Annotated in this window: 15 protein-coding genes and 1 pseudogene; 6 read left to right on the plus strand and 10 right to left on the minus strand. The window is 63.3% G+C overall.

The features are described from left to right. Window positions 1-129 precede the first annotated feature (129 nt). The 3 genes from ACIPIJ_RS21210 (at window position 130) to ACIPIJ_RS21220 (ending at window position 3,073) form a co-directional block, all read left to right on the plus strand. Window positions 130-1,383 (plus strand): OprD family porin, encoded by a 1,254-nt coding sequence (locus ACIPIJ_RS21210; RefSeq protein WP_401080211.1) that lies wholly within the window; start codon window positions 130-132, stop codon window positions 1,381-1,383. A gap of 149 nt (window positions 1,384-1,532) precedes the next feature. Continuing rightward, complete coding sequence (locus tag ACIPIJ_RS21215; RefSeq protein ID WP_401080213.1) at window positions 1,533-2,456, plus strand: LysR family transcriptional regulator; 924 nt, start codon at window positions 1,533-1,535, stop codon at window positions 2,454-2,456. 92 nt (window positions 2,457-2,548) lie between these two features. After that, window positions 2,549-3,073, plus strand: coding sequence for a DUF962 domain-containing protein (locus ACIPIJ_RS21220; protein ID WP_401080215.1), 525 nt, complete (start codon window positions 2,549-2,551; stop codon window positions 3,071-3,073). Window positions 3,074-3,139: 66 nt separating this feature from the next. Here the strand turns inward: ACIPIJ_RS21220 and pcaC are convergent, their stop codons facing one another. From pcaC to pcaR, 9 genes are all read right to left on the minus strand, one after another. After that, window positions 3,140-3,532, minus strand: a complete 393-nt coding sequence (pcaC, locus tag ACIPIJ_RS21225; RefSeq protein WP_401080217.1) for a 4-carboxymuconolactone decarboxylase — start codon at window positions 3,530-3,532, stop codon at window positions 3,140-3,142. Between the two features lie 10 nt (window positions 3,533-3,542). Continuing rightward, window positions 3,543-4,334, minus strand: coding sequence for a 3-oxoadipate enol-lactonase (gene pcaD, locus ACIPIJ_RS21230; protein ID WP_401080219.1), 792 nt, complete (start codon window positions 4,332-4,334; stop codon window positions 3,543-3,545). Window positions 4,335-4,345: 11 nt separating this feature from the next. After that, window positions 4,346-5,698, minus strand: a complete 1,353-nt coding sequence (locus ACIPIJ_RS21235) for a 3-carboxy-cis,cis-muconate cycloisomerase (protein WP_401080220.1) — start codon at window positions 5,696-5,698, stop codon at window positions 4,346-4,348. 9 nt (window positions 5,699-5,707) lie between these two features. Then, on the minus strand, window positions 5,708-6,997 hold the full coding sequence (locus ACIPIJ_RS21240; protein WP_401080222.1) for an MFS family transporter: 1,290 nt from the start codon (window positions 6,995-6,997) through the stop codon (window positions 5,708-5,710). Between the two features lie 185 nt (window positions 6,998-7,182). Then, window positions 7,183-8,388, minus strand: coding sequence for a 3-oxoadipyl-CoA thiolase (pcaF, locus tag ACIPIJ_RS21245; protein WP_401080667.1), 1,206 nt, complete (start codon window positions 8,386-8,388; stop codon window positions 7,183-7,185). Beyond that, entirely contained in the window at window positions 8,385-9,164 is a 780-nt protein-coding gene (locus ACIPIJ_RS21250) for a CoA-transferase subunit beta (RefSeq protein ID WP_401080224.1), read from the minus strand. Before ACIPIJ_RS21250 ends, pcaF begins: the two co-directional genes overlap by 4 nt. Then, window positions 9,161-10,021, minus strand: coding sequence for a CoA transferase subunit A (locus tag ACIPIJ_RS21255; RefSeq protein WP_401080226.1), 861 nt, complete (start codon window positions 10,019-10,021; stop codon window positions 9,161-9,163). Before ACIPIJ_RS21255 ends, ACIPIJ_RS21250 begins: the two co-directional genes overlap by 4 nt. A gap of 158 nt (window positions 10,022-10,179) precedes the next feature. Continuing rightward, the gene (locus tag ACIPIJ_RS21260) at window positions 10,180-11,523 is read right to left on the minus strand and encodes an MFS transporter (protein ID WP_401080228.1); all 1,344 of its coding nucleotides are present in this window, start codon (window positions 11,521-11,523) and stop codon (window positions 10,180-10,182) included. Between the two features lie 319 nt (window positions 11,524-11,842). Beyond that, window positions 11,843-12,718: a pca regulon transcriptional regulator PcaR gene (gene pcaR, locus ACIPIJ_RS21265; protein WP_401080230.1), complete on the minus strand. Its 876-nt coding sequence runs from the start codon at window positions 12,716-12,718 to the stop codon at window positions 11,843-11,845. A 461-nt stretch (window positions 12,719-13,179) separates the two neighbouring features. On the opposite strand from pcaR, the gene ACIPIJ_RS21270 reads away from it, so the two are divergent. Together ACIPIJ_RS21270 and ACIPIJ_RS21275 are read left to right on the plus strand one after the other, a co-directional pair. Then, window positions 13,180-13,380 carry a hypothetical protein gene (locus ACIPIJ_RS21270; RefSeq protein WP_401080232.1) on the plus strand — a complete coding sequence of 67 codons (201 nt, stop codon included), beginning with the start codon at window positions 13,180-13,182 and terminating at the stop codon, window positions 13,378-13,380. Between the two features lie 327 nt (window positions 13,381-13,707). Next, the gene (locus ACIPIJ_RS21275) at window positions 13,708-15,180 is read left to right on the plus strand and encodes an inorganic phosphate transporter (protein WP_401080234.1); all 1,473 of its coding nucleotides are present in this window, start codon (window positions 13,708-13,710) and stop codon (window positions 15,178-15,180) included. A 103-nt stretch (window positions 15,181-15,283) separates the two neighbouring features. Here the strand turns inward: ACIPIJ_RS21275 and ACIPIJ_RS21280 are convergent, their stop codons facing one another. Then, complete coding sequence (locus tag ACIPIJ_RS21280; RefSeq protein ID WP_401080236.1) at window positions 15,284-16,759, minus strand: helicase HerA-like domain-containing protein; 1,476 nt, start codon at window positions 16,757-16,759, stop codon at window positions 15,284-15,286. A gap of 165 nt (window positions 16,760-16,924) precedes the next feature. On the opposite strand from ACIPIJ_RS21280, the pseudogene ACIPIJ_RS21285 reads away from it, so the two are divergent. After that, window positions 16,925-17,941: pseudogene (locus tag ACIPIJ_RS21285) on the plus strand (cache domain-containing protein); the annotation flags it as partial. Between the last annotated feature and the right edge of the window lie 87 nt (window positions 17,942-18,028).

Genomic DNA, 18,028 nt, shown 5'->3' on the forward strand with positions numbered 1-18,028 from the left:
CTCGCCCCTTCCCTTCACCGCACCATCGCCTCCAGCAACGTTGCCCACGTTCATCAAAAAATCACCCGCCCTGCAGGCCGCACCCTGCAGCGCACCGGCTCGCCAATAAAAACAAGAGATCCACGACAGATGAGCACTTCGCACCCCGCACGCCAGCTGCTGCCCGGCCTGTTGGCCATGTCCTGCGCACTCCCTGCGTTCGCCGCCGAGGGCGGTTTCATGGAGGACGCCAAGGCCACCCTCAACCTGCGCAATTTCTACATCAACCGCAATTTCGTCGACCCGGCCCACTCCCAGGCCAAAGGCGAAGAATGGACGCAGAGCTTCATCCTCGATGCCCGCTCCGGCTTCACCCAGGGCACCGTAGGTTTCGGCGTGGACGTACTGGGCTTGTACTCGGTCAAGCTCGATGGTGGCAAAGGCACCACCAACACCCACCTGCTGCCGGTGCATGACGATGGCCGCCCCGCCGACGACTTCGGCCGCCTGGGCGTGGCGCTGAAAGCCAAGCTGTCGCAAACAGAATTGAAAGTCGGCGAGTGGATGCCGGTGCTGCCGATCCTGCGTTCGGACGACGGTCGCTCGCTGCCGCAGACCTTCCGTGGCGGCCAGCTCACCTCGAAAGAGATCGACGGCCTGACCCTGTACGCCGGCCAGTTCCGCGGCAACAGCCCGCGCAACGACGCCAGCATGGAAGACATGTCGCTCAACGGCCGCGCGGCGTTCACCTCCGACCGCTTCAACTTCGGCGGCGGTGAATACACCTTCAACGACAAACGCACGATGATCGGCCTGTGGGATGCGCAGCTCAAGGATATCTATCGCCAGCAGTACCTCAACCTGGTGCACAGCCAGCCACTTGGCGAATGGACCCTGGGCGCCAACCTTGGCTACTTCATCGGCAAGGAAGACGGCGCCGAGCGCGCCGGCCAGCTCGACAACCGCACCGCCTCGGCGATGCTCTCGGCGCGCTACAAGGGCAACACCTTCTACGTCGGCCTGCAGAAGGTCAGCGGCGACGATGCCTGGTTGCGGGTCAACGGCACCAGTGGCGGCACCCTGGCCAACGACAGCTACAACTCGAGCTTCGACAATGCCAAGGAGCGCTCCTGGCAGGTGCGCCATGACTTCAACTTCGTCAGCGTCGGCATCCCCGGGCTGACCCTGATGAACCGCTACATCAAGGGCGACAATGTCACTGCAGGCGGCGTCGACGACGGCAAGGAATGGGCGCGCGAGACTGAGCTGGCTTATGTGGTGCAGTCGGGTTCGTTCAAGGATTTGTCGGTGAAATGGCGCAACTCGACCATGCGCCGGGACTTCAGCACCAACGCGTTCGACGAGAACCGGTTGATTGTGAGTTATCCGCTGAACCTTCTTTGATACTACCGGGGTCTCTTCGCGGGCTTGCCCGCGAAGAGACCGGCGAACTTGAAATAACCTTATCGAATAACAACCTTCATAAACCTTCGTTGACGACATATACAGTAACAGCTTAAATCGACGTCCGTTCCCCGCCGCAGAGCCTCGACATGGACCTTCGCCAACTGCGCTACTTCATCGCCCTCACCGAGTACCGCAGTTTCGTCCGCGCCGCCGAGGCCATGGGCATCACCCAACCCGCATTCAGCCGCGCCATCCAGGGCCTGGAGCAGACGTTCGGCTGCCCATTGGTCGACCGCGCCAGCAAGGCCCTGCCGCCGACCCCCGAAGGCCTGGTCGTGCTGCAACACGCCCGCCGGCTGGTGCAAGGCGCCGCACAGTTGAGCAACGAAGTGCTGCAGATGACCAAGCTCGACGCCGGCGAACTGCATTTCGGCAGCGGCCCTGCCTTGGCCGTGCGCCTGGTACCACAAGCGTTGCAGCACTTCATCGGCACCCACCCCGGTATCCGCACCGCCCTGCTGGTGGACAACGCCGAACGCCTCGGCCAGGCGTTGCGCCGCGAACAGATCGAGTTCTTCGTCGATGACATCCGCCCGTTCGAAGCCGACCCGAACTTCCACACCGAACCGCTCAGCCCGCGCCCAGGCCTGTTCTTCTGCCGCCCTGGCCACCCGCTGCTGGCCAAGGACAGCTTGTCGACCAACGACTTGTTCACCTACCCCCTGGCCAGCGCCCTGCTCGCCCCAGGCGTGCGCAAGCGCCTGGCCAACCTCAGCGGGCGCAGCGATTTCACCCCGCACCTGCAGACCGAGCACCTGGCGGTGCTGCGCAGCGTGGTGCAATCCACCGATGCCATCGGCACCGCCAGCGAGGAAGCCGTGACCGACGACCTTGCCGCCGGCCGCCTGGTACGCCTGCATTGGCGCAACTTGCCGCCGGCCCTGGAGGTTCTGAGCGTGCGCTGTGGGGTGGTCAGCCGCAGCGGTTATCGCCTGTCGCCAGCGGCGCGGGCGATGATCGAAACGCTGGTGGGGCTGGATACGCCCGTGCGCAGTGCTGACATTCGCTGAACTGATGTAGATGGTGAGCTAAGGGCTATCCTGATCATCATGGCCTGAACAAACGCCACAACGCAGAACTGGCCACCCAGGGAGGAAAAACAATGAAAAACCTCGTCGAACACCTGAGCCAATACGCCAACTACCACCGTGACCCACGCAACATCGCTACCCATTTCGTTGGCATTCCATTGATCGTGGTGGCCGTGACCATCCTGCTGTCACGCCCAGGCTGGGACGTGGCGGGCATGTGGCTGTCCCCTGCCCTGCTGGCGGCGGCGGGCTCGGTGTGGTTCTACCTGCGCCTGGACCTGCGCTTCGGGCTGGTGATGGGCCTGCTGCTGGGGCTGTGCCTGTGGGTTGGCCAGGTGCTGGCGGTGCAAAGTACCGCGCTGTGGCTCAGCACTGGGCTCGGGGCATTCGTGGTGGGCTGGATCATCCAGTTCGTCGGGCATCATTACGAAGGCCGCAAGCCGGCGTTCGTCGACGATATCAGCGGGCTGATCATCGGGCCACTGTTCGTGGTGGCGGAGGCTGCCTTCATGCTGGGTTTGTGCCCGGGACTGAAACGCGCCGTGGAGGCCAATGCCGGGCCGGTGGCGCTGCGGCAGAAAAAGGCAGCCGCATGAGCAGCAGTTGACTCGATTGGCCTCTTCGCGGAACAAACCCGCGAAGAGGCCAGTACAGACTATCGATTACTGTCGCGACTCCACACCCAACTCATCCCACACCGATTCGGCCAGGTGGAACGTGGCATTGGCCGCCGGAATGCCGCAGTAGATCGCGCTCTGCATCAGCACTTCCTTGATCTCTTCACGGGTCACGCCATTGTTGGCCGCGGCGCGCAGGTGCAGCTTGAGCTCGTCGTTGCGGTTCATGCCGATCAACATGGCAATGGTGATCAGGCTGCGGGTGTGGCGCGGCAGGCCTGGGCGGGTCCAGATATCCCCCCAGGCATGGCGGGTGATCATGTTCTGGAACTCGCCGTTGAAGTCGTTGAGCTTCTCCAGGCTGCGGTCCACGTGGGCATCGCCGAGCACCGCGCGGCGTACTTCCATACCAGCGTCGTAACGTTGTTTCTCATCCATGGTGCAGTCCTCAGCGAGCCAGCAGGAAGTCAAGCACGCGGCGGCTGAACGCCTCGCCGATCTCGACGTTGGACAAGTGCGCAGCCGGGAATTCGGCATAGGTCGCACCAATGATCGCGGCCTGCATGAAGCGGCCATGTTCCGGCGTGGTCACCACGTCTTCGGTACCGGCAACGACCAGCGTTGGCACCTGGACTCGGCCCAGTTGCTCACGGAAATCGGCATCACGCACGGCCGCGCAATTGCCGGCGTAGCCTTCGGGCGAGGTCTGCGCCAGCATCTGGCAGATGCGCTGCGCCTGTGCAGGCTGGGCCTCGGCAAACGCGGGGGTGAACCAGCGGGCGATGGACGCGTCGCGCAGGTCGGCCATGGCCTGCTGGCCACCCTTGAGCACCGTGTCGATGCGGGTGTTCCACACCTCGTCGTTGGCAATCTTGGCAGCCGTGTTGCACAGGGTCAGGCTGTGCAGGCGATGGCCCGCATGGATGCCCAGCCACTGGCCGATCAGGCCGCCCATCGACAGGCCGACGAAGTGCGCATGGGGGATATCCAGCGCATCGAGCAGCGCCAGCACATCACGGCCCAGCTGTTCGATGCTGTAAGGGCCCTGGGTGACCAGCGAAGCGCCGTGGCCACGGGTGTCATAACGCAGCACTCGGAAATGCTCGCTCCACAGCGGAATCTGGCTGTCCCACATGCCCAGGTCAGTGCCCAGCGAGTTGGACAGTACCAGCACCGGGGCATCTTCCGGGCCATCGAGTCGATAGTTCAGTACGCCATCGGCCAGTTGCAAATGCGCCACAGCGGTCTCCTTCAGGCAGTGAAACGTTGATGTTCAGCCACGGCGCGCGCCACCCAGACGCGAGCCTGGCCGAGGTAATGGGCAGGGTCGAGCAGGCGGTCGAGCTCTTGCTCGGTCAACTCGGCCGTCACCTGCGGCTCGTCGCCCAGTACGGCGCGCAAGTGGCGCTGTTCGGCGACGGCGCGCTGGCAGCATTGCTCCAGCAGGTGATGGGCGCGGTCGCGGCCCAGGCGTTGGGCCAGGACGATGCTCACCGCCTCGGCCAGCACCAGGCCTTGAGTCAGGTCGAGGTTGCGGCGCATGCGCTCGGCGTCCACCTCCATGCCCTCGGCGATCACCTGGGCCTGGCGCAAGGCGCCAGAGACCAGGCAGCAGATATCCGGCAGTGTTTCCCACTCGGCATGCCACAGGCCGAGGCTACGCTCGTGCTCCTGGGGCATGGCACTGTAAAGCGTTGACAGCAGCCCCGGCACACGTGTGGCGGCACCGATCAGCACCGCAGCGCCCACCGGGTTGCGCTTGTGCGGCATGGTCGACGAACCGCCCTTGCCTGGCGCGGAAGGCTCGAATACCTCACCCGCTTCGGTCTGCATCAGCAAGCTGATGTCGCGGCCGAACTTGCCCAGGCTACCGGCAACCAGGCCTAGCACCGAGGCGAATTCCACCAGGCGGTCGCGCTGGGTATGCCATGGCTGCTCAGGCAAGGTCAGTTTCAGCTGTTCGGCCAGGCCTTCGGCGACCGGCAACGCTTTGCTGCCCAAGGCCGCCAGGCTGCCGGAGGCGCCCCCGAACTGCAGCACCAGCAAACGTGGGCGCAACTCCTGCAGGCGCTGGCGATGGCGCGTCAAGGCGCCGAGCACACCCGCCAGCTTCATGCCCAGGGTTACCGGCGTGGCATGCTGCAGCCAGGTACGCCCCACCAACGGTGTATCGGCATGCTGCAAGGCTTGGCGCGACAGGGTTTCAGCCAACTTGGCGAGGTCCCCCTCGATCAGCTCCAGGGCATCACGCAACTGCAGCACCAGCCCGGTATCCATCGCATCCTGGCTGGTCGCACCAAGGTGCACGTAGCGCTCGGCCTCAGGCACGCCGGTGGCGATCACCTTGCCCAGCGCCTTGACCAGCGGGATCGCCGAGTTGCCGGCCGTGGCGATGGCCTCGGCCAGCGCGCGAACGTCATAACGCTCGGCCCGGCAGCCGGCCTCGATGGCTGCGACCGCACTGTGCGGCACCAGCCCCGCAGCGGCCTCGGCACGGGCCAGGGCGGCTTCGAAATCGAGCATGCCCTGCAGGCGGCCGCGGTCGGAGAAAATCTCGCGCATGGCCGGGGCGGTGAAGTAGGCGTCGAACAGCTGGTTGGTCATGCCACGTCCTTAATCATCATGGTGCAGGTATGCCGCCTGTTTCGGCAGGCGCAAGCTGAACAGGAAGGCAATGGCCATCATTGCCGTCACGTACCAGTAGAAGGTGTTCTCCATGCCCAGGGTTTTCAAGCCCAGCGCCACGTATTCAGCAGAACCGCCGAACATCGCGTTGGCCACCGCATAAGCCAGGCCCACACCCAGCGCCCGCACCTGTGGGGGGAACATTTCGGCCTTCACCAGGCCGCTGATCGAGGTGTAGAAGCTGACGATGCAAAGCGCCAGGCTGACCAACACGAAGGCCATGAACGGGCTGGTGACGGTCTTCAACGCCATCAGCAAGGGGACAGTGAACAACGTACCCAGGGCGCCGAACAGCAGCATGGAGTTACGGCGGCCGATGCGGTCGGAGAGCATGCCGAAGAACGGCTGCAGCACCATGAACAGGAACAATGCACCGGTCATCACGTAACTGGCATTCTTCGCGGTCATGCCGGCGGTGTTGACCAGGTATTTCTGCATATAGGTGGTGAAGGTATAGAAAATCAGCGAGCCGCCGGCGGTGTAACCAAGCACGGTGATGAAGGCGGCTGCGTGGTTGCGGAACAGGCCTTTGACCGACCCTGCGTCCTTGTCATTGCGGGTTTCGGCGCTGCTGGTCTCGTGCAGCGAACGGCGCAGCATCAGGGAGATCAGCGCGGCAATGGCCCCGACCACGAACGGAATGCGCCAGCCCCAGGCACGCAATTCGTCTTCGGTCAGCAGTTGTTGCAGGATCACCACCACCAGCACCGCCAGCAACTGGCCGCCGATCAGCGTGACGTACTGGAACGAGGCGAAGAACCCGCGCTGGCCGCGCAGTGCCACTTCACTCATGTAGGTGGCGGTAGTGCCGTATTCGCCGCCCACCGACAGGCCCTGGATCAGGCGGGCCAGCAACAGCAGCGCCGGGGCCCAGGTGCCGATGCTGGCGTAGGTGGGCAGGCAGGCGATCATCAAGGAGCCGAAACACATCATCAGCACCGAGATCATCAGGGAATTCTTGCGGCCATGGCGGTCGGCCAGGCGGCCGAAGATCCAGCCACCGATGGGGCGCATCAAAAAGCCCGCAGCGAACACGCCGGCAGTGTTGAGCAACTGCACGGTCGGGTCGTCGGAGGGGAAGAACGCCGGGGCGAAGTAGATCGCGCAGAAGGCGTAGACGTAGAAGTCGAACCATTCCACCAGGTTGCCTGAAGAGGCACCGACGATGGCGAAGATGCGCTTACTGCGTTCTTCGCCGGTGTAATAGGCTGAGGTCATGACGGTTTTACTCCTGGAGGGTGCTAGGTAAGTCTAGACATACCTAGTAACACACTCGTTCCGCTAGCGGGCGGGCCATTAGCCTTGTGTCGAACATACCGGCCCTATCGCCGGCAAGCCGGCTCCTACAGGGAATGCGTGGTTCCTTGTGGGAGCCGGCTTGCCGGCGATAGGGCCGGTACAGATCAAACGCGCTCGATGGCAAGCGCCAGACCTTGGCCGACCCCTACACACATGGTCGCCAGGCCTTTGCGCCCGCCGCTTTTCTCCAACTGATGCAGCGCTGTCAGCACCAGCCGCGCACCACTCATGCCCAGCGGGTGGCCCAGGGCGATCGCGCCGCCGTTGGGGTTCACCTGCGGTGCATCATCGGCCACACCCAGCTCACGTAACACCGCCAAGCCTTGGCTGGCGAACGCTTCGTTGAGCTCGATCACGTCGAAATCGCTCATTGCCACACCCAGGCGCTCGGTCAGCTTGCGTACCGCCGGTACCGGGCCGATGCCCATTACCCGCGGTGCAACGCCGCCGCTGGCCATGCCGAGCACGCGGGCACGCGGGGTCAGGCCATGCTTCTTCACCGCTTCCGCCGAGGCCAGGATCAGTGCCGCCGCACCGTCATTCACGCCTGACGCGTTGCCAGCGGTGACGGTCTTGTCCGGGCCATTGACCGGTTTGAGCTTGGTCAGTGCCTCAAGGGTGGTTTCCGGGCGCAGGTGTTCATCGCGCTCGACGATGGTTTCGCCCTTCTTGTGAGCGATACGCACCGGCACGATCTCTTCGGCGAAGAAGCCGGCAGCCTGGGCCGCAGCGGCCTTCTGCTGGCTGCGCAGGGCGAAAGCATCCTGGTCGGCGCGGGAAACCTGGTAATCGTCCGCGACGTTATCAGCGGTTTCAGGCATGGAGTCCACGCCGTACTGGCTTTTCATCAGCGGGTTGATGAAGCGCCAGCCGATGGTCGTGTCTTCGAGTTTCATGTTGCGCGAGTAGCCGCTTTCGGCCTTGCCCATGACGAACGGGGCACGCGACATCGACTCGACCCCGCCGGCGATGGCCAGCTCCATCTCGCCACTGGCGATGGCACGGAATGCCGTACCGATGGCGTCCATGCCCGAAGCGCACAGGCGGTTGAGGGTCACGCCCGGGACGCTGTCGGGCAGGCCGGCCAACAGCAGCGCCATGCGTGCCACGTTGCGGTTGTCTTCACCGGCCTGGTTGGCGCAGCCGAAGAACACTTCGTCGAGCTGGTCCCACTGCACACCCGGGTTGCGCTCGATCAGCGCCTTCAGCGGCACCGCTGCCAGGTCGTCGGCACGCACGCCGGCCAAGGCGCCACCGAAGCGGCCGATCGGGGTGCGGATAGCGTCACAGATGAATACGTCGCGCATCAGGCTTCTCCTGCCACTTGGCCGTGGGCCGCAGCGGTACGGGCTTCGAGGTCACGCAGGGCACCCAGCTCGACCTCGGTGGGTTCGGCGGTGGTCTCTACATCGTCGGCAAAACGGATCGCCCAGCCAGTGGCCGCGATGATCTGCTCGCGGGTCACACCCGGGTGGATTGCGGTCACGACAAACTCATGGGTGCCGGCTTCCGGCTCCATGATGCACAGGTCGGTGATGATGCCCACCGGCCCTTCGCCTGGCAGGCCCAGGCGCTTACGCGAATCGCCACCTTCACCGTGGCCAACCGACGTGATGAAGTCCAGCTTGTCCACGAAGGCACGTGGCGACTGCTTGAGGATGATCAGCACCTGCTTGGCGGAACCGGCGATTTCCGGCGCGCCACCGGCACCCGGCAGGCGGGTTTTCGGTGCGTGGTAATCACCGACCACGGTGGTGTTGATGTTGCCGAAGCGGTCGACCTGGGCAGCACCCAGGAAGCCCACGTCGATGCGCCCGCCTTGCAGCCAATAGCGGAAGATCTCGCCGGTCGGCACCACGGTGTCGGCGGTTTCGGCCAGTTCGCCATCGCCGATCGACAGCGGCAGCACGCTCGGCTTGGCGCCGATCGGGCCGGATTCGTAGATCAGCACCACGTCTGGCGAGGAGGTCAGGCGCGCCAGGTTGGCGGCCTTGGACGGCAGGCCGATGCCCACGAAGCAGACAGCGCCGTTGCGCAAGCGACGGGCAGCGGCAACGGTCATCATTTCAGAGGTGGAGTAGCTCATTGTGCAGCCTCCGCGGTGCTGGCCAGCTTGGCCTTGAATGCGTTGAAATCGGCGGTGCCACGGATGTAGGTGTCGATCCAGGCGGTGAACGTCTCGCGGTTGCGCGCGATCGGGTCCCAGGCCTGGTAGAAGCGGTTGTCACGCTCGTAGTAACCGTGGGCGTAGGACGGGTGCGCGCCACCCGGCACCAGGCATACCGCGCTGAGGGCCCAGGTTGGCAGCACGCAGGCGTTCATCGGCGCCTGCAGGTCATCGACGATTTCTTCGACGGTGACGATGCAACGCTTGGCCGCCAGGGCCGCTTCCTTCTGCACGCCGAGGATGCCCCACAGCAGGACGTTGCCCTTGCGGTCGGCTTTCTGGGCGTGGATCACGGTCACGTCCGGGCGCACCGACGGCACGGCGGCGAGCACTTCACCGGTGAATGGGCAAGTCACGCTCTGGATCAGCGGGTTGACCTTCGGCAAGTCGGAGCCGGCGTAGGCACGCAGCACCGCGAACGGCAGGCCGGATGCACCGGCGACGTAGGCGTTGGCCAGGTCAGCGTGGCTGTGCTCTTCGATTTCGATCGCATGCGGCCACTGTTTTTCGACCGCATCGCGCAGGCGGTGCAGCGAGCCGACTCCTGGGTTGCCACCCCACGAGAAGATCAGCTTGCTGGCGCAGCCGGCACCGATCAGTTGGTCGTAGATCAGGTCCGGGGTCATACGCACCAGGGTCAGGTCGCGCTTGCCCTGACGGATGATCTCATGGCCGGCGGCGGTCGGGATCAGGTGGGTGAAGCCTTCGAGGGCGACGGTATCGCCGTCCTGGATGAACTGCTTCACGGCTTCGTGAAGCGGGAGAATTGCAGCCATTTGGAGACTCCTGGTCAGGGTGCTACGTTGAGCTCAGATTAAGGAGACGGGTGGGTTGCTGACAATCCGATAATCGACTATTTGTGCGATTATCGAACAGCTTGTTACCCTGATATCCCTCTCCAACAGGGCTGCAAGGCAGCCCTCTCAGCACGTGATCAGGTCGCGTCCGCGTGGCTTACCAGCCCTTTCACGATCACACCCACGGTCGCCAGCGCCGCCGGCACCAGCAACGCCGTCAGTACCTGCTCGAAGTTCCAGCCCAGGCCCAGCAGCGTCGCGCCACTCCAGGCACCGAGGATCGCACCGAAACGGCCGATGCCGAGCATCCACGAAACGCCCGTGGCGCGCGCCTGGGTCGGGTAGAAGCGCGCCGCCAGCGACGGCATGGCCGATTGCGCACCGTTCACGCACATCCCGGCCACCAGCACCAGGGTGGCAAGCACGGTGATATTGCCCAGGCTCTGGCCGACTGCGTAGGCAAACACGCCCGCCAGCAGGTAGAAGATGCCGATGACCTTGTGCGGGTTGTAGCGGTCCATGGCCCAACCGACCGCCACGGCACTGAGCACACCACCGAACTGGAACAACGCTCCGATGAACGCGGCTTGCTCCATGCTCGCACCGCTGTCACGCATCAGTGTCGGCAGCCAGCTGGTCAGCAGATAGACGATCACCAGGCCCATGAAGTAGGTCAGCCACAGCAGCATCGTGCCCAGGCCATAGGTGCCGGAGAAGATCACCGCAAACACGTTGCGTGCAGCGACCACCTTCTGCTCCGGCACACTGAAGCTGGCCGCCTGCGCCACTACGGCCGGGGCGATCGGCGCCAGGGTCTTGCGTACCTTGTCGGTGCCGCGGTTGCGCACCACCAGAAAGCGCGCCGACTCCGGCAGCCAGACCAGCAGCACCACGACCAGCAGCAACGGCAGCACACCGCCGACCACCAGCAGGCTGTGCCAGCCGTAGGCCGGGATCATCTTCGCGGAAAGGAACCCGCCACCGGCCATCCCCAGGTTGAAGCCGCAGAACATGCTGGTGACCAGCAGCGACTTGAGGCGCTCGGGGGTGTACTCGGAGAGCAGCGTGGTGGCGTTTGGCATGCCGGCGCCCAGGCCCAGCCCGGTCAGGAAACGCAGCACCAGCAACTGATCGACGTTGGTGGCATACGCCGAGGCCAGGCTGAAACCGCCGAACACCAGCACCGCGCCAACCAGCACGCCCTTGCGGCCAAAACGGTCGGCCAACGGGCCCGAGCCCAAGGCGCCGAACACCATGCCGATCAACGCGGCGCTCATCACCGGCCCGAGGCTGGCGCGGTCGATGCCCCACTCCTGCGACAACGCCGGGGCGATGAAGCCCATGGCGGCGGTGTCCAGGCCATCGAGGAAGACAATCAGGAAGCAAAGGATCACCACGCGCCATTGATAGCGCGACAGCGGTTGGTCATTGATGAACGACTGGACGTCGAGGCAGTTCCCGACAGAGTGTGGTTTGTTCATTGTTGTTATCCAGAGATTGAGCACGGTCGGGCCGCTGCACAGGGGCAACCAGTACAGGGTTCAAAGTCGATGGAGTGCGGCCTGGGTCAGCCTGGATACAACGAGACTGCGTGCGGGTGCGGCCGCGGCAGCAAGGTGACAGTGGTCATGGTGTGCGCCTCTTGTGTTGTTCTTGTTCGGTCGGCTGAGCCGACCGTTGCGAGAGACATTAATCAGCGAATGAAGGGGGCGCAATTCACCCGGAGCGACACTGTGCGTTTATCGAACAGGAAACGGTTGGTGTGTTCGATAACGGTGCACAGCGCCCCCCTGTGTTGTTTCAGCCAAACAGCTGATGGCACAGGTCTCGGCTGGTGGCCAGCAGGATGGGCAAGAACCGCTGCTCCAGCTCACTGCGGCTCACGCGCCCGACGTGGGTACTGACATTCAACGCAGCCAGCACCTGCCCCGACGCGTCATAGATCGGTACCGCAATCGACCGCAGCCCCTGTTCCAGTTCCTGGTCGACCACACACCAGCCCTGTGCGCGGACCTGTTGAATGCAGGCAAACAGCGATTCGGGGTCATGCAGGGTACGGCTGGTCCGGGCCTTCAAGTCGGCACGGTCGAGGTACTCGCGCAAGCTGGTGTCGTCCATCGCGGCCAACAGGATGCGCCCCATCGACGTGCAATACGCGGGTAGCCGCCCACCGACCGACAGGTCGACCGAGATCAGCCGTTCGACGGTGGCCGAACGGGCTATATATAGAATGTCATCGCCTTCGAGGGTGGCCATGTTGGCGGCCTCGTGCAGCTGATCGCTGATGCGGTCCAGATACGGCTGGGCCGAAACCGCCAGCGGCGTCGACGACAAATAGGCATGCCCCAGCGTCAGTACCTTGGGCAGCAGCGAGTAGGTGCGCCCGTCGGTGGTGGCGTAGCCCAGCTTGATCAGCGTATGCAGGCAACGGCGCACGGCCGCCCGAGGGATCTCGGTACGGTGGCTGATCTGGGCGATGGTCAGGTGGCGCTTGCGCTCCTGGAATGCCTGGATCACAGCCAGGCCGCGCGCCAGCGAGGTCATGAAGTCCGGATCGCCGGTGAAGGCCTGGATGCGCTTGGCCGGGGACGCCACGATCGGCGGCGCCATGGCCGGTGTCGTCGGGCGTGCCGAGTCTGGGCTGGCAGATTGGTTGACCGGGGTTTCGTCGCTCATCGCTCACCTCAAAAAAATCGCTGCTTCGTGCGATTATCGAACAAACGGCCGATAATCGCAATTGACCGCCGACACGTTTGCTTATACCTTTCTCCTGCCACTTGTGGCTTCTTTGGAGAGACTGGTCAGGTACCCACCGTAGAAGTCCCCAGGCAACGGCCTCGCCCTGTGCGAGGCCGTTTTTATTTGCTTGTCCGGCAATAGACACAGGGCGAACTTTGTAACAGCTGGCTGTTCCGACTAAGAGCAGGCTCAACCGGCAAACTTTGACAATGGATGTCAGGGTTGGGTAAATAAGACTGTTTGACGATTTTGCCATTGCTATAATCGATTGTGCTGGTCCGGATCGATACTCCGGCGAGGCAATACCGGCTTGACCCCTATTGGCGACCAGCACGTCCTGTGCATGGGCAATTAGCGCGTGCACGCAACACCGGCCATTTTTACATTCAGGTATTACTGTGACGAAAGATGAACTGCGCGCGGAACTCGAGCGCCAGGCTGAACGTTACAAGGAAGTTTACGGCGGTGAAGTCACTACTTACGCCGCTCAGTCGGAGCCGGAGCGCAAGCCTTGGCGTAAACGTGCCACGGTCCAGGACCAGGCGTTCAACCAGGAACTGGAAAAGATGGAGAAAGAACTGCGCAGCGAAGAACCCTGAGCAGTCTGCCCCGTCCTTTGCATCTGCCATCGCGTCGAGGGTCCAACGGCCCCCGACGCGGCTTATCCTTACCGAACGGCCGAGGATGAAACGGAATTACACAAATTTCATACGGCCGTTTGAACCCTCACCAGACTGTCCAGTTTTCAGAAATTTGGCGCACTTTGGCTATTTTTGTGGCTTTTAACTGAACTTTTTCGGGTTTATGCCGTCTCTCACACCGCCTGGATGCGGTTCACAACGCTGCCATCGGTCAGCTGCGGGTGCATCGATTGCCAAGGTTTTCTGGCATAATCCCGCCCCCCAAATGACCGCCAGACAACCTTCATGATCGATTTATTCAGCGGACTGGATGCCTGGGTATTGGTGAGCCTGCTGCTCGCCCTGACCTTCGTGCTCGCATTCGAGTTCATCAATGGCTTTCATGACACCGCCAACGCGGTAGCCACCGTCATCTATACCAAAGCCATGCCGCCACACCTGGCCGTGTTCTTCTCCGGGGTGTTCAACTTCCTTGGCGTTCTGCTCGGTGGTGTCGGGGTGGCCTATGCCATCGTTCACCTGCTGCCGGTCGAACTGCTGATCAATGTGAACACCGGGCATGGCCTGGCCATGGTCTTCTCGTTGCTGGCCGCGGCCATCACCTGGAACCTGGGCACCTGGTACTTCGGTATCCCGGCCTCCAGCTCGCACACCCTGATCGGCTCGATCCTCGGCGTGGGCCTGGCCAATGCCCTGATCAACGACATCCCGCTGGGTGACGGCGTCAACTGGCAGAAGGCGATCGACATTGCCATGTCGCTGGTGGTCTCGCCCATGGCCGGCTTCGCTGTGGCCGCCCTGGTCCTGATCGGCCTGAAATGGTGGCGCCCGCTGTCGAAGATGCACAAGACCCCGGAACAGCGTCGCAAGCTCGACGACAAGAAGCACCCGCCCTTCTGGAACCGCCTGGTCTTGGTGATTTCGGCGATGGGCGTGAGCTTCGTGCATGGCTCCAACGATGGCCAGAAAGGCATCGGCCTGATCATGCTGGTGCTGATTGGCATCGTCCCGGCCAAGTTTGTCCTCGACCTGAACAGCACCACCTACCAGATCGAGCGTACCCGCGACGCCACCATGCACCTGAGCCAGTTCTACCAGCGCAACGCCCCGACCCTGGGCGAGTTCCTGGCACTGGGCAAGGCACAGGCCAGCGACCTGCCAGAGCAGTTCAGCTGCAACCCGCAGCAGACCGAGCCGACCATCGCCGCGTTGCAGTCCTCGCTGCAAGGCGTGACCGATTACCGCGCGCTGGATGCCGACAAGCGCGTGGAAGTTCGCCGCTACCTGCTGTGCCTGGATGACACCGCGAAGAAGGTTGGCAAGCTGCCAGGCCTGGACGCGCGTGAAAAGGCCGACCTCGACAAGCTGCGCAAGGACCTCACCGCCACCACCGAATACGCCCCGTTCTGGGTGATCGTGGCCGTTGCCCTGGCCCTGGGCCTGGGTACCATGGTTGGCTGGAAGCGTGTGGTACTGACCGTTGGCGAGAAGATCGGCAAGCAGGGCATGACCTATGCCCAGGGCATGTCGGCGCAGATCACCGCCGCCTGCGCCATCGGCCTGGCCAACGTCTTCGCACTGCCGGTTTCGACCACCCACGTGTTGTCGTCCGGCGTGGCCGGCACCATGGTCGCCAACAAGAGCGGCCTGCAAGGCGGCACGGTGAAAACCATCCTGCTGGCCTGGGTGCTGACCCTGCCTGCCTCGATGGGCCTGGCAGCGGGTCTGTTCTGGCTGGCCTCCAAGGCGATTGGCTAAGTCAATCTGCCGTCATGAAAAAGGCGCCTTCAGGGCGCCTTTTTCATGGGTCAATGCTGGCCTCTTCATGGCGGCTCGGCGCGAAGAGGCCGATGCAGACAAACTACCGCTTCTTGCCCCCCAACAATGACCCCATCAGCCCGCGCACCAGTTGCCGCCCCAGCTGATTGGCCGCCTGGCGCACCGCAGACTTGATCGCCTGCCCTGCCGCACTCTGCAAAAAATCCCCGGCCTTGTCGGCCAAACTCTCTTCATCTGCCTTTGGTACCGGCGCCGGCTCTACCGGCTCGCCCTTGCGCTGAGTCAGCATTTCGTAAGCCGATTCGCGGTCGATCGGCTTGTCATAGCGCCCCACCAGCGGCGACCCGGCAATCAAGGCACTGCGCTCGACAGCACTCAACGGGCCAATACGCGATTGCGGCGGCGCGATCAGCACCCGCTGGACCATCGCCGGCGTGCCCTTCTCTTCCAGCGTGCCGACCAGCGCCTCGCCGATACCCAGTTCGGTCAGCACCGCCAGCGTGTCGAACGCCGGATTGGGGCGAAAGCCATCGGCCACGGCCCGCAGCGACTTCTGCTCCTTGGCGGTGAATGCGCGCAACCCGTGCTGGATGCGCAGGCCCAACTGAGCCAGCACGGTATCCGGCAGGTCGCCTGGCGATTGGGTGACGAAAAACACCCCAACGCCCTTGGAACGAATCAGCCGTACCACCTGCTCCAGGCGGTCCTGCAGGGCCTTGGGCGTACCGTTGAACAGCAGATGCGCCTCATCGAAAAACAGCGCCAGCACCGGTTTGTCGGCATCGCCGCGCTCCGGCAGTTGCTCGAACAGCTCGGCCAGCAGCCACAACAGGAAGGTGGCGTACACCTTTGGCGCCTCATGCACCAACCGGCTGGCATCGAGCATGTGGATTCGCCCGCGGCCATCGGCGTCCAGTCGCAACAGGTCTTCCAGCTGCAGCGCTGGCTCACCGAACAGCGCCTCGGCGCCCTGCTGCTCCAGGGTTGCCAGGCGACGTAACAAGGCCTGGGTCGAGGCCGTGGTCATCAGCGCGCTGTCTTCACCCAGCAACTGCGGGTTGTCTTTCAGGTGTGCCAACAGCGCCTTGAGGTCCTTGAGGTCGAGTAGCAGCAGGCCCTCCCGGTCGGCCACCTTGAACGCGGCATACAGCGCCGCCTGTTGGCTGTCGGTCAGCTCCAGCAGGTTGCCGAGCAACAGCGGCCCCATTTCGCTGAGGGTGGTGCGCAATGGATGCCCGGACTGCCCGGCGATATCCCACAGGCTCAGGGGATAAGCCTGCGCCTTATAGCCCAGCCAGGGCATGCCGGCGATGCGCTCGGCCACCTTGCCTTGCGGCGCACCGGCAGCACCGACACCGCACAGGTCACCTTTGACGTCAGCCGCGAACACCGCCACGCCCGCGTCACTGAATACCTCCGCCAGGTGCTGCAGGGTCACGGTCTTGCCGGTCCCCGTGGCACCGGCGACCAGCCCATGGCGGTTGGCCAGGCGCATGGCTTGATTCACAGGCTGGCCATCCGGGCCAGCGCCTACAACTATGGTCGAAGATTGCGGCATCTTTTTAATCCTCTGCTCAAGCTTGTCCACCCGTCAGCCGATACGTCGGGATGATATTCGCCTTTAAAGACAGAACACCCCAGAAAGGAATTTCGGGATGTTGCACTTTTTATAGCGGTACGCGTGCGAACGCCCGATAAAAACCTTAGCGGAACCGATTACGCCATGAACAAAAGCCTTCGTTTCAGCCACAAGATTCTTTTCGCCGCATCACTGATCGTGATACTCGCCTTCAGCCTGTTCACTCTCTACAACGATTATCTCCAGCGTAATGCCATCCGCGAGAACCTGGAGAATTATCTGGCTGAAATGGGCGCGTCCACTTCGACCAACATTCGCAACCTGTTCGAAGGCCGTATCAAACTGGTTGAGAACCTGGCACAGAACATTGCCCAGCAACCGGCCAATGCCGAAACGCTGATGGGCCAGAATGCCCTGACGTCCAGCTTCCTGACGGTCTACCTGGGTAAGGTCGACGGCGGCTTCAGCGTGCGCCCCGACTCGCCGATGCCCGAGGGCTACGACCCGCGCAGCCGCCCCTGGTACAAGGACGGCATGAACGCCCAGGGCGCCATCCTCACCGAACCCTATATCGACATGACCACCAACAAGATGGTCATCGGCATCCTCGACAAAGTGTCCAGCAGCGTCGGCGTGGTCGGGGGCGACCTGGCCCTGGACGGCCTGGTGCAGATCATCAACTCGCTGAACTTCGGCGGCATGGGCTACGCCTTCCTGGTCAATGACCAGGGCAAGATCCTGGTCCACCCGGACAAAGCACTGGTGATGAAGTCGCTGTCGGACCTGTTCCCCCAGCACACGCCGAAACTGTCCGGTGAGCTGACCGAAATCCAGGCCGATGGCCAGGCTCGCCTGCTGACCTTCACCCCGATCAAGGGCCTGCCCTCGGCCAACTGGTACATCGGCCTGTCGGTAGACAAGGACAAGGCCTTCGCCATGCTCAGCACCTTCCGCACCTCGGCGGTGATCGCCACGGTGGTGGCGGTGGTGATCATCATCGGCCTGCTCGGCCTGCTGATCCGCGTGCTGATGCAACCGCTGCTGACCATGACCCGTGCCATGGAAGACATCGCCGAAGGCGAAGGCGACCTGACCAAACGCCTGAAGATTCACAACCACGACGAATTCGGCATCCTCGGCACGGCCTTCAACCGCTTCGTCGAACGTATTCACGGCTCGATTCGCGAAGTGTCTTCGGCCACCGAACAGGTCAATGAAGTGGCCTTGCGGGTCATCAGCGCCTCCAAC

It is taken from the genome of Pseudomonas sp. NPDC087185, from assembly GCF_044744955.1.
Lineage (GTDB): Bacteria > Pseudomonadota > Gammaproteobacteria > Pseudomonadales > Pseudomonadaceae > Aquipseudomonas.